The organism is Cyanobacterium sp. Dongsha4 (genome assembly GCF_036345015.1).
GTDB lineage: Bacteria > Cyanobacteriota > Cyanobacteriia > Cyanobacteriales > Cyanobacteriaceae > PCC-10605.
This window is the reverse complement of the sequence record NZ_CP084098.1, coordinates 3076649-3089117: the sequence shown is the minus strand read 5'-3', so window position 1 is coordinate 3089117 and position 12469 is coordinate 3076649. Positions and strand designations below refer to the sequence as shown.

The window sequence follows — 12469 nt, the reverse complement described above, 5'->3', positions numbered from 1 at the left end:
TCCGATTTGAATTTGGAAAAAATTAGGATCAAGTTTTTGGATTACCGTAGATTTTTGCTTAGATATGAAAGAAAACTTAATAAGTCTTATATATTGAATGAGTGTAAAATACACCTAATGAGTTTTGATATTTACATTCACTTAATTAATGGTTTGTTAATCGATGAAAGTCGGAGAAATTATTAGGATTATTGTATTTACTTTAGTGGGTTTCATCATCATGATGTGGTTGCAACCCTTCTTATATGAGCAGAGATTTTTTGGAGTAATTAAAAGTATCCCTATCCGTGATTGGATTCAACAATATTATGTCGCCGCTTGGATTGTGTTTGGTTTTTCTGTCCTATTTACAGTTTTATGGTACGTCATTTTACTGAAAAATCAGGGAGGAAGTGCTAGTTCATTTAAGCTACTTTGGTATATTGGGTTATTTATTTTGACGGTGGTAGTATTTTTGGCGATGTACTTTAATAATCAAGATGAGAATGGAGAGTTAATCCAAGAAACAGTAGTTTCTATGACGGGTTTATTCTTGTTTGACTCTCTTTTCCTTTTATATTGGTTGCCCACAGTTACGAGTACTCCCGGATTATTAAAGCGTAAAACAGTACCTTTTGCCATTCCTGTAAATGATTTAATGAATCGGAATTGATATTGATATTGAGGAAAATTTTATGAGTTTTTATGTTATCGGTATTGGTGGCACGGGGGCTAAATGTATAGAGGCGATCGCGCACTTGGCTTCTGTGGGTTTAATTCCTACCAATATGTTAAAAGTTTTATATATAGATGCAGATGAAACTAACGGTAATTTACAGCGATCGCAACGTACGGTTAGTACCTATCAAAGATGTTTTCAGCTACTTAAAGGGAAACATCAAGAATGTGCATGGATGACTACAAACCTTGATTCTTATGGAGTTTGGTCGCCTTTTACTAACAATAACGCCGATCGCAAATTAGGGTCATTTTTTTCCTACGAAACCTTAAAACAGACTTCTCCCCCATTGGGTAACTTATTCGATGTACTTTACACCGAAGATGAAAGACAAGTTTCCCTAGAAGTGGGCTTTAGGGGCAGACCTGCGATCGGATCTAGTATTATGACCCAAATTAACCTCGAAAGCCTAGAACAAGAGCCTTGGCGTAGCTTAATCAACGAAATCGAAAACAATGCAGGGGGAGGTTCTCAAACGAAAGTCTTACTCTGTGGGTCAATTTTTGGCGGTACAGGTGCATCAGGCTTACCCACCATTGGAAGGTTAATTGCCAATAAACTGGAAAAAGACGGAGTTAGAGATAGCGTCAAAATCGGCTGTATCTTTGGCTTACCCTACTTTAATTTTCCTAAAAATAGTAATACAAATGAACAGGTTTACGCCAGTTCCGATCTCTTTTTACTAAATACTGAAGCCGCTTTAAGATATTACAAAGAACAAGCCCACCAATTTGACACCAAATATCTCATCGGCAATCAGAGTATGGAAAAACTAGGGGATTTTAGCGTTGGCAAAGACACCCAAGTCAATCGCCCTCACTTTGTGGAATTTTACGCTGGTTTAGCCGCCCGTCATTTCTTTTGTGACAATCCCCCTGAAGGTGTCCATGTTATGAGTCGCAATGAAGCGGGGATTTTACAGTGGGATGATATACCCCAAGTAGAAGAAGTGAAAGCCAAGCTAGTCAACGCCGCCCGTTTCGCCTTTATCTGGTTAGCAGATTTTGAAGACCAATTACAGAAAGCGAAAACTGCTGGTATTAAAGAATTAAACGGTTTAGCATGGTTCGATAAATTCTTTCAGGGAGTAGGAATGTTTGGGGTAAAAACGAGAAAACACCTACCCGATTTAAGCGAATCAGATCAACAGGATGCCATTAAAAATGTTACCGCTTGGTGTGAGGACTTTTTACGATGGTTAAGAGATATTCACTACTGCGATAACGAAAGGGTACAACTGTTCAAGGCAAGAGAATATTTCGGTAATCCCAAGAGTTTGAAAGGGGAAAAATTCTCAGATTTATTGTGGGATGATTCTCGCTCCAAAGAACTATTGCAAGATGATAACGCTATCACTCTCAAAAATAAAATAGGGGAATTAGATACCCGTGATTTTGGCGAACCGAATCAGGGAGTGGCAGGATTAGCAAAAGCGGTTTATGTCTGTTGCAAAGTGTGAATGAATTAAAAATCAAAGTGAAGAATGAAGAATTAACCTAAGTTCGGGATAAATTTTCATCCATAAGTGATAGCGAAAAGAGCAATTAATAAATTAGTAATTGGTAATAAGTAATTAAGACAAGGCAAGAGGGAAATCCCTCTGTGTCGCCCCTTAAAAGAAACCCCCCTTTATCCCCCCTCTCGAGGGGGGAGGGCAAAAGTTTTTAATTAACCTCCCCCTCATCTGATTATTCCCTAAATACCTGAAACCTGAAACCTCTTTCCGAACCCCGAACCCCGAACTCCGAACTCCCCTAACCCAATTATTCAGAAATTATTAACTAACAACTATGGCTGATTTACTTTTATCCAAACTAAAAGAAGATACTACCATCACCAGAGGACAACCCGGACAATGGGATAGTAAAGGCGATGTGGCTTTCCGTGATGTTGCTGATAGCCTTGATTATCAAGCACCGGGGGCGATGAAAAGCGTCAGTTCCGTTCCCACTATCTGGGCTAGACCTCTAATTACAGAAATGGCTCTCTATGATACTAAGCACCCTATCCATAAGGTAATGGTGGATCAATGGCGGGGAATGATAGCTGCGATCGCACTGGCGGAGGTAGAGGGATTTGATTTAAAAGCCCAGTTTTTAGACTTATCTCAATATCGCTATCAACCCTTTGGGGATGCCTTATATCAACTGATGCCTGAACCTGTTAACGCCCTCTACACCAGAGATAATAAAAACCCTTGGGAAGAAATTTATGTATTTTTGTGGAAGGGTAAACCCGTTGGTATGAGCAGCCCTAGCACTCTTGTTTGTCCTTCGGAAGAAGGTAACTGGAATGGATTACGATGGTATCAAAATGGGATGTTAGTTAGCCCTGAACCTTATTTAAACCAAGAATCAAAAGAGTTATTGTGGCGTTGGTTAGAGAATTTACAGGCACAAATAGTTAACTATCAAGGTTCGCCCACTGCTTTAAATAGCATGATTCGTCTAATTACTCAATTTCGCAACGATTTACAATTAGATGAACAAGGCTTAAACCCTTTACAATTAAGCAGTAATCCGACTTATTTTGGTGAACCCATCAACCGAGGAGCGTTAATTTTACTCAATCAACCTCTAAAAATTCCTCCGAAACCTTCTAACGTCAGAGTGATTCCCAGTGCCGTTAAAACTGCTCAAAAACCTTTAATCATAATTGATCAAAACATTTCTGAATATTGGGGGGTTGCACCACAAAATATCTGGATACACCGTGACAAAACCCTTGCTTCTCTCAATATCAATGATCTCAAAAATGGTACTTTGGTTTGGGATGATGTGAACTGGATCGCATCTCAAGATTTATTTTTAGAGGAATTAGCCTTTGTGGATTTAGAAGGGGCTTTCCCCGGTGCGATCTCACCTAAATCTCAGTTACCGATTACTTTTAACGGAAATAAAGTCTCTCCTCTGTTACCTCTTAATGAAATTTTATTAGAATATTTTACTCCTGAAGATTTACTCAAAAACATCGAATTAGAGCCATTTGTGAATGTTAACGGGCAGGGGATTCGCTTAACTCTAACTATCCCCTTATCGGGCATCGGAGAGGGTAATCAGAGGCAATTTAACAGTCTCCGTCTGCAAAAAGATTATATCCTCAAGGAAGAAAATGCCATTAAATATGTTCCAGTATTAACGGTATGGCCTAATTTCCGTGCGAAAAACTGGAAAAATTATTATACATTTTATTACGATGGCGACTATGGAGACGAAACTTTCCAAGTCTATTTTCCCAATCCTACCCAACAACCACGCAGTTTCAAAGATCCTAACGGTACAGGGGCTTACCAACTCTCTACCCTAGAGGAAATGCCCACCCATGTGATTTGTAAAAATTCCTATGGCCATGATATGGGCTTAATTTTACTGCCGACTGTACCTGAAATAAATTCCAGAGGCACATGGCGAGTAGGGGTTGACTTTGGTACTTCCTTTACCAATGTTTATGTCAGAGGCGATAATACAGGAGATTCATTATTAGACATCAACAGGGATTTACAGCTTAATGTGACTGAAAGTCCTCTCGGTACTCGTTTACCTGCCCTCATCGAAAATTTTGTCCCTGATACATTTTTACCATCAGAAGATCCTTTGCCCTTATGCACGGTATTAACTACCAAAAATAGCGATCGCAACGTTGATGAATTACAACCAATTTTAGACGGACGTATATACATTCCCGATCCTGCGGAATTTGACCCCAATAAACAATGGATTCGCTTAGATTTAAAATGGTCTAATATCAAAGATTCTAAGGCATTTTTACGTCATCTTGCTCTACACATAAGCGCGATCGCAGCTTCTGAAGGGATGGACGCAATTCAATGGTGTGTTTCTTATCCCAGTGCCTTTTCTTACATCAATAAAATGACCTTTCATCGTAACTGGCAAGACATCGCCACCGAGCTACAACCGAAAACAGGCATTGACTATTCCACTCCCCAAATAGACGATAACCAACGTTTTTGCACCGAAAGTGTCGCTTTAGCCCAATATTTCAACGACAAAGAAAAACATCCCCTTGTGCGCACTACTTGTATTGATATTGGTGGCGGTACTTCTGATATATCCATCTGGGAAAATCGTCGCATTGTTTATCAATGTTCTGTTTTATTAGCAGGAAGAAACATTTTCAGCGAAGTTTTAGCACAAAATCCTCGCTATGCCGAAAAATTGATGCAGGAATTTATCAGTGGTAATTGGGGAAGCACGAGCGAAATGTCTATCATGACAAAAATCGATGTTTGTCTTCGTCACAAAGCCCAAGAATGGCTTAATAATAAACGAGTTTACAAAAACGAAGATCCCTATTTCCAAAGGCTAATAACCATAACTGCGATCGGTGTTGCAGGACTTTATTACTATGTTGGCTTAATTCTCAAAACCCTTCACCAAGAAGGTAAATACAGCCAAGCCCAAATTACTCCCGTTTATGTTGGCGGTAATGCCTCTCGTTTCTTCCATTGGTTATCCCCTACAGGAAAATACGACAAAAATGCTGACTTTAATAAACTCTTAAGTTATATCCTAAGTAAAGCCTCTGAATTTAATGACACCCAAGAAAAAACCGTTCTGAGTGAAAGACCAAAACATGAAGTAGCCTGTGGTTTAGTTCTCAATGGTACTGAATTAACAGGGCTTACAGACAATACCGAAATAGATCCGATCGCAGGGGAAAAATATTACGTTGAATACCAAGACGACGACCAAATATTCAAAGAAGAAAAAGACTGGCAATCAAGACTTCACCTTGAAGGTACAATCACCAAATTCGACATCCCCGAATTAACCCACCTCGAAAAGTTCCTCTATGAATTTAATGCAGGATTACAGTCTCTCAAAATTCAAACCATCCAACCCCTACCCAAATCCGATTATAAGCCTCAAAAACCCGACTATTCCAACGGAGAAAACTCAGAAGAAAGCGAAGACAAAAACGCCCAACTCTGGAAGGAAGTCAAATATCACCTAGAAAACGAACTCCTAGACATCAAAGGAGACGCCAAAATGATACGGGAAAAAACCCCCTTTATCATGGGCTTAAAATCCTTACTCCACGTCTTGGGCAGAAGATGGGCAGACGCATACCGAGACTAATCACCTCAAATCATTAAATTCCCCCCTTATTAAGGGGGTTAGGGGGGATCAAAATACTTTATTCAAGGGAAAGAGAGATTAAAGGAATTGAAAAAATCAACTTATGAAAAGAAACTTAAAAATTAAGTGAAACCTAAATATCCGATTTAGACAAATTTTAGATAAAAAATTAAAGACAAGTTTAGAGGCAAAGGCAAACAAAATTTTCCTAGTTCAAAATTATCAAAATCACTATGTAACCATGTTTTCCAAACACGAAAATAAATGTCCCGTCTGTGGCACAAAATATCAAACAAATCAGGAAAAGTGTTCTATATGTCATTGGGATTTAGGAGTTTACTTAAACTATAAAAAACAATCACCAGAGAAACTAATTAAAACGGCAGAACAATGGTCAAGAATAGCTTTTAGTAAAATTAAAAAATACCGTAAAGAGAGAAATGAGTTAAGAAAAAAAATGGAAGAGTCACCCAACTTTACACAAGAATTATTTGAGATAAAATTAAGACTTTCAGACATAGAAAGAAAACTAGAAAATCTATCCCAAGAACAATTTTTATCAACAGACATAAAAGAGGAATTAAAACAAGAAATAATTTCCGAAGTAAAAGCAGAGATTAGAGAAATTATCCAAGAATCATCGAAGAAATTACCTATAAATAATACCAGCAATCAAAACAATCAATTTGACAATTCTTCCTATACTATTGAAACAGAATTTATCGAAAATAAAGAAAACTACCCAGAAAAATCTCCTAATTTAGAAAAAATACCCAGTATAGAAATTAATCAATATGAACAATATATTCTCGAACAATATTATAATAATCCTGAATTTTTAGAACAATATGCTTATAAAGTAAATGCCACGAAAAAAACCTTAGAAGACATTTATCTTAACAAAGCTAATCAAATAGTTTTTCAAGAGTCTCACCAAAGTGACTATTGGATAGTGGAATTAAAAAATGGGGGATATTGTTTGCTACCAGACTTAAACCTTAAAATTAACACTAACTTAAAAGCAATTAAAACTATTTTTGAATTAAATAATTATCAGGATAATGTCTCAAAAAATTTTCGAGTATTAAAAACTGCTAAAGTAATGGAAATTAACAACCAATGGCAGTTAACAGAAAAAGGAGTCTTACAATTTTAATTATTATAATCAAGAGGTGAACCATGAAAAATCAAATCCTTAAATCAATAATTTTATCGTCTCTTATTCCTACTATTATCACTAATTTTAGCTACCCCATTTTTGCTCAAAGTGAATCTAACAATTCTCCATCATCTCCTAATTTTCAAGGCTTATTAATAGATATAAAAAATAGTTATGATAATTTTAAAAATAGTAATAAATCCCTCTTAAATAAATTGGAGGAAGAAAGTAAAAAAGACCCACCTACTACAGATATTGAAGGAATAGATACTAAAATCAAAGAAAACTATGATAAATTAGTCACCAGTGTTAGCAATTTAAAAAATCAATTATCAGAAGAAGAAAAAACAGAATTAGACAATTTATTATCATTACTACAAACAGAAGAAGAAAAGGGATTAAGTGTAGAAGCATTGACCAAATTATTGGAAGATGGAAGATTAGATAAAACAGAAATTTGTGAAAGCATACAAATACCTCTAGGGCTTTTTTCTTCTAATAGTGAGGCTAATTGTGGCAATTTTAATGATGAAACCTATGGCAAATTATCAGGATTTATTAATACTCAAATAAAAGCGATTGATAAACAAATACAAACCATAGAAAAGCTACCTCGTTTTATTAATGATTCAGGGGAAACTTCAGGACAAAATAATTCATCCCAAGAAGATAATAGTAAATTTTTAATTTTTTGGATTATTAATTCTATTCTTACTTTCGGATTAATTGGAGCGTTTATTGGGATTTACTTGCTAAACAAAAAAATAGAAAAAGAAAATCACAAATTATATAATCATATTGAAAAAGCAGAAAATAAAATAGAAGAATTATCTGAGAGAAATCAGAATCAAAGTAAACAAGTTACTAAGCAAGATGCTCAGATTAAAAATTTAAAAAATAAGAATGATTCTTTGCAAAAAGAAATAGAAAATTTAACATCTCAAATAAATAACATTTTATTAAAAGTTAATCCTCTTGAAAAGCAGTATAGCAGTAATCAGACTCGATCGCACAATGAGATTTTTACTGATGAAAATAAAGAATTAAAGCCTAAAATAGAAGAAAAACCCAAGCCCGAACCTGAATATGTCCGATTAGCTCGATCTTATCAAGAAAATCCCCATAATTTAGTTCAAAATGCCATTAGAGTAAGCATGACGAAGGAAACCTTAAACAAAATCTTAGCAGGTACATGGGAAGGTATTGTTGAATTAGAAGAAAATAATCGTCAAGGGGAATTTTATATTGTTAATAATAATAGTGGTCAATTTTATCTATTTTTAGACCCAGATACTAAGTTTAATGTACCTACTTTACAGAATATTAATAAATCTCAATTATTTATTTGTAAAGGAAATATGTCTCAAGGTTTTAAGGGTAATGAAATTCATATTATTAAACCTGCGGTTGTTCAAGGAAATAATAACAATTGGCGCTTAGTAGAATCAGGAGAAATTCAAATAGGTTAAACTATACTCATCAGGGGCATAATTTGATGTTACATAAAAGGAGGATATAATTAAGGTCGCTGATGTACCGCAATAGCGATTAGGAAATCACTTTCTATCAAGGAAAAAGAAAAAATCCCCTTTGAGAATTAAAAACAAATATCATTAGTTATCAATTAGACAACATTAGTTTTTTATCCTCAAGACAAATGTTGCCAATATAGTAATCGTTTAAAAAGAACGGGACTGACGGGACTCGAACCCGCGACACCCTGCGTGACAGGCAGGTACTCTAACCAACTGAGCTACAATCCCATTTGATTGACATATTCAATGTTAACGAAAGAAAAAAAAAAAGTCAAGGCTAAATAACAAAAAAATTTTGAGACAAAAATAGACAAATCTTGACTTGCAATTGGGGTTGGGATGCTCTTATTGGTACAATAAGCACTTAGTCCTATGTTGGGTTATATATAAAAAATATGAGTCGTGCCAATAAAGTAGTTTTAGCTTATTCTGGGGGCGTTGACACCTCCGTTTGTATTCCTTACCTCAAAAATGAATGGGGTGTAAAAGAAGTTATCACCCTAGCGGCGGATTTAGGGCAAGGAGAAGAATTAGCTCCTATTCAAGAAAAAGCTCTTAAGTGTGGTGCTGTTGAATCTTTAGTTGAAAACGCAACGGAAGAGTTTGTTACTAATTATGCTTTCCCTGCTATTAAAGCTAATGCGTTGTATGAAAACCGTTATCCTCTATCTACTGCTTTAGCTCGTCCTTTAATTGCAAAATTATTAGTTGAAGCGGCTGAAAAATATGGAGCAGATGCCGTTGCTCATGGTTGTACTGGTAAAGGAAATGATCAAGTTAGATTTGACTTAGGAATTACTGCTTTAAATCCTAATTTGAAAATTTTAGCCCCCGCTAGGGAGTGGGGAATGAGTAGAGAAGAAACTATTGCCTATGGAGAAAAATTCGGCATTGAGTCTCCTGTTAAAAAATCTTCTCCCTATAGCATCGATCGCAACTTATTAGGACGTAGTATAGAAGCAGGACCTTTAGAAGATCCGATGACAGAACCTCCAGAAGAAATCTATGCCTTAACCAAATCCATTATGGATGCCCCCAATGAGCCTCAATACGTAGAAATTACTTTTGAAAAAGGTACTCCTGTTGCTGTAGATGGAGAAGCCTTATCCCCTGTGGCACTGATTACTAAATTAAATGAAATTGCTGGTAATCACGGGGTTGGCAGATTAGATATGATTGAAAATAGAGTTGTAGGCATCAAGTCGAGAGAAATTTATGAGGCCCCTGCACTGTTGGTGTTAATTAAAGCCCATGAAGATTTAGAAAGCCTCACTTTAACCAGCGATGTTACCCATTATAAACGTTCTCAAGTTGATTTAATGTACACCCGTTTGGTTTATGAAGGTTTATGGTATAACCCTCTTAAATCGGCTTTAGATGCTTTTATTGATCAAACTCAAGATAGAGTAAGCGGCGTTGTCAGAATTAAATTTTTCAAGGGTAATGCCACCATTGTGGGCAGAAAATCTCATAACTCTCTTTATAGTTCTGATTTGTCAACTTATGGCAGTGACGACAAATTTGACCATAAAGCCGCCGAGGGATTCATTTATATTTGGGGATTATCCTCCCGTGTTTGGGCGGAAAAAACTAGACTTTAAATTAGAGTTGTTAAATAAGCCAAGACGCATTAATTTCAATTTTTATTAATTCCACAAAATGTGTAAAACTCTCACCCATTGCCCTTCACCTCACCTGAGTTCGATATAGAATTTTCGGTTTTGGAAAGGTATCAGGTATCAGGTTAAAGAATTGACAAAAAACACATCTTTATTGATTTTATTATTTTCAATCTTTAGATTAACTAAACAATTTGATTAGAAAATTAAACCTAAAACCTGCAACCTGCACCCTGAAACCTAACCATAGCAGTAATTTTTAAATCGAACTGAGGTTCACCTGTTGCCTAACTTAATTGATAATTTTAGATCAAACTCAGGTTGTAATAGAAAAAGATGGCGAATAATTTGCTCCAACACTCGCCATTTGATGTTTTCCTTCTCTACCTAAATCCTCTAACTCTGTAATCAAATTCTCTCAATCTAACTAATCATATTTTTTGAGCAGTACAATAGTTTCATCTAACCACAAAGAATCATCACCTCATATAATTCTCTTAAGTCAATATTTTTTACGCAACCATTAATTACCTTTTTTTAATTGCTCTATTACTTAATCTGAATTTAGTTGATTGACTATTGGTCAATGTTAAAAGATAAAACTCTAAAAAAATGAGTATCAATTTCTTCATCCTCAAGCATTAGTAAAAAAATTTTTAATAAAGTTCCGTATAAATACTAAGATTTAATAGAAAAAATAAAGTTATTATAAAAATAGATTTACTATTATTGTAACTATATAAAAATACATTAAGAATTGATACAAAACATGAATAAAAGGGGTGAAGTATCAAAATGAAAAACTCAAAACAAGAATTATTAAATTTGTGGCTTTGGGTTAATAAAATAAATAAAAATAACCAAGAAAAGGGAAATACATTAATTCTTGCCATCGGCATCGGTTTAGTTCTGATTATTACCACTAGCCTAGCTTTATTTAACTCTTCCAAAGATAAAACAAATGTTCAGGCAGGTGAGTTCTCCAAAAAAACCATGGCGGTTGCTGAATTAGGTGTTACAAGGGTGCATAATTTTTTAGCTAAAAATTCCAAATTAGCAGAATATCCCCTTGCGGACTGGGATTCCCAAGCAGGGACAACACAACAACAAGGAACATTTACTAATACTTCTAGCACTAATTCAACTTGCTCTGCTTTGACTGGTGCTGGGGGTGGTGGTACAACGGTTAGTACGATTGTTGGCAAATTTAAAACTAATGGAGATACTGTTATCGAAAGTCCCGCTAGTGCCACTGATTTTCGTCAGGGTGCTTTTAAAGTCGTTGACTATCAATTAGCAGATGCTAGTTTGAATCCTGTATCTAGTGTTGATGCTAATTCTGTGGCTGTAGGACAAATTTATGGTCATGGTATTTTAACTATAGAAAGTGAAATTAACCCTAGTGCTAATTCTGCTAGTGATTTATTTACAAGCACAAATAGTTCGCAAAGCAATGTGCAAGTAACTATACCCTTAAGAAGAGCAACTGTATCAACTCCATTTCCCGGAGTTTGGATTAGTGATCAGCAAATAGGTTCTCCTACTAATAGTATCATTGATGCAACGCTCCTTGTTCCTGATTGCGACAATATGGACTTAAATATTGCTCCGGGTAATAATGTTATTATCTCTACTATGGGATTCCCCTCATTACCAACACCACCTGCCGACACAAATCCGAAATATTACAATCTAGGAAATATTACTAACTCTATTACTCTCCCAAGAACCACAGATTTACCGATCGAGATTCAACAAATTACTGATAATGGTACTACCTATGATGTGCAGGTATATAAATATAAAGTCAATAATATCAATTTGAATGGAGGAGAGAAAATAACTATAGTTCCGGGCAGAAAAGTAGTGTTGAATCTATACGGTAATATAGATATTGGAGGTAGTCAAGTTATAGACAACAGTTGCACTTCCGTTACTAATAAATATACTTGCAATACGACTACTAAGGTTGTAACTTATCCTTCTGGTAATCCGAGTATTTTTAGACGGGAAAACTTGAATATATTTGGATATGGTGTCAATACAGGAGGGGTAACTAGCCAAGAACCTCATATTTGTCTAGCAGGAGGTGCTGAGGTATTTGGTTTTGTCTTTGCTCCCGATTATGCGGTTGGAGCGGCTGGTACTGGTGGCGGTAATGGTTTTACTGGGGCAGTTTGGGCAAGAATGTTCAATCCTCCTAGCACTTGTGGCTCTAATACTGGTCAGGTAGTTGTGGTTCAAGATATTACTGATTGGGATGCGATCGGATTAGTTCCGACAAATATACCTCCACAAATTGGTTCAATCACTCAATGGCAAAGAATAGGAGGTTAATT

At 35.8% G+C, this 12469-nt stretch carries 7 protein-coding genes and 1 tRNA gene; 7 read left to right on the top strand and 1 reads right to left on the bottom strand.

Going from position 1 to position 12469, the window contains the following annotated elements; genetic code table 11:
* Positions 1-163: 163 nt before the first annotated feature.
* From Dongsha4_RS13230 to Dongsha4_RS13210, 5 genes are all read left to right on the top strand, one after another.
* Positions 164-652 (top strand): hypothetical protein, encoded by a 489-nt coding sequence (locus Dongsha4_RS13230; protein ID WP_330202831.1) that lies wholly within the window; start codon positions 164-166, stop codon positions 650-652.
* 22 nt (positions 653-674) lie between these two features.
* The gene (locus Dongsha4_RS13225; protein ID WP_330202830.1) at positions 675-2177 is read left to right on the top strand and encodes a tubulin-like doman-containing protein; all 1503 of its coding nucleotides are present in this window, start codon (positions 675-677) and stop codon (positions 2175-2177) included.
* A 331-nt stretch (positions 2178-2508) separates the two neighbouring features.
* A complete protein-coding gene (locus tag Dongsha4_RS13220; protein ID WP_330202829.1) occupies positions 2509-5817 on the top strand; it encodes a hypothetical protein in 3309 nt (1102 codons plus the stop codon).
* A gap of 241 nt (positions 5818-6058) precedes the next feature.
* On the top strand, positions 6059-6973 hold the full coding sequence (locus Dongsha4_RS13215) for a hypothetical protein (RefSeq protein WP_330202828.1): 915 nt from the start codon (positions 6059-6061) through the stop codon (positions 6971-6973).
* 23 nt (positions 6974-6996) lie between these two features.
* Entirely contained in the window at positions 6997-8445 is a 1449-nt protein-coding gene (locus tag Dongsha4_RS13210; RefSeq protein ID WP_330202827.1) for a hypothetical protein, read from the top strand.
* Between the two features lie 220 nt (positions 8446-8665).
* Here Dongsha4_RS13210 and Dongsha4_RS13205 read toward each other — a convergent pair.
* A tRNA-Asp gene (locus Dongsha4_RS13205) sits at positions 8666-8739 on the bottom strand.
* Between the two features lie 167 nt (positions 8740-8906).
* Between Dongsha4_RS13205 and Dongsha4_RS13200 the strand changes: the two genes are divergently transcribed.
* Complete coding sequence (locus tag Dongsha4_RS13200) at positions 8907-10112, top strand: argininosuccinate synthase (protein ID WP_330202826.1); 1206 nt, start codon at positions 8907-8909, stop codon at positions 10110-10112.
* A gap of 813 nt (positions 10113-10925) precedes the next feature.
* On the top strand, positions 10926-12467 hold the full coding sequence (locus Dongsha4_RS13195) for a hypothetical protein (RefSeq protein WP_330202825.1): 1542 nt from the start codon (positions 10926-10928) through the stop codon (positions 12465-12467).
* The last annotated feature ends 2 nt before the right edge of the window (positions 12468-12469 follow it).

Bases quoted from the DNA above. Each gene is read 5' to 3' on its own strand.
- Dongsha4_RS13230 (WP_330202831.1), top strand. From the start codon at position 164: ATGAAAGTCGGAGAAATTATTAGGATTATTGTATTTACTTTAGTGGGT.
- Dongsha4_RS13225 (WP_330202830.1), top strand. From the start codon at position 675: ATGAGTTTTTATGTTATCGGTATTGGTGGCACGGGGGCTAAATGTATA.
- Dongsha4_RS13220 (WP_330202829.1), top strand. From the start codon at position 2,509: ATGGCTGATTTACTTTTATCCAAACTAAAAGAAGATACTACCATCACC.
- Dongsha4_RS13215 (WP_330202828.1), top strand. From the start codon at position 6,059: ATGTTTTCCAAACACGAAAATAAATGTCCCGTCTGTGGCACAAAATAT.
- Dongsha4_RS13210 (WP_330202827.1), top strand. From the start codon at position 6,997: ATGAAAAATCAAATCCTTAAATCAATAATTTTATCGTCTCTTATTCCT.
- Dongsha4_RS13200 (WP_330202826.1), top strand. From the start codon at position 8,907: ATGAGTCGTGCCAATAAAGTAGTTTTAGCTTATTCTGGGGGCGTTGAC.
- Dongsha4_RS13195 (WP_330202825.1), top strand. From the start codon at position 10,926: ATGAAAAACTCAAAACAAGAATTATTAAATTTGTGGCTTTGGGTTAAT.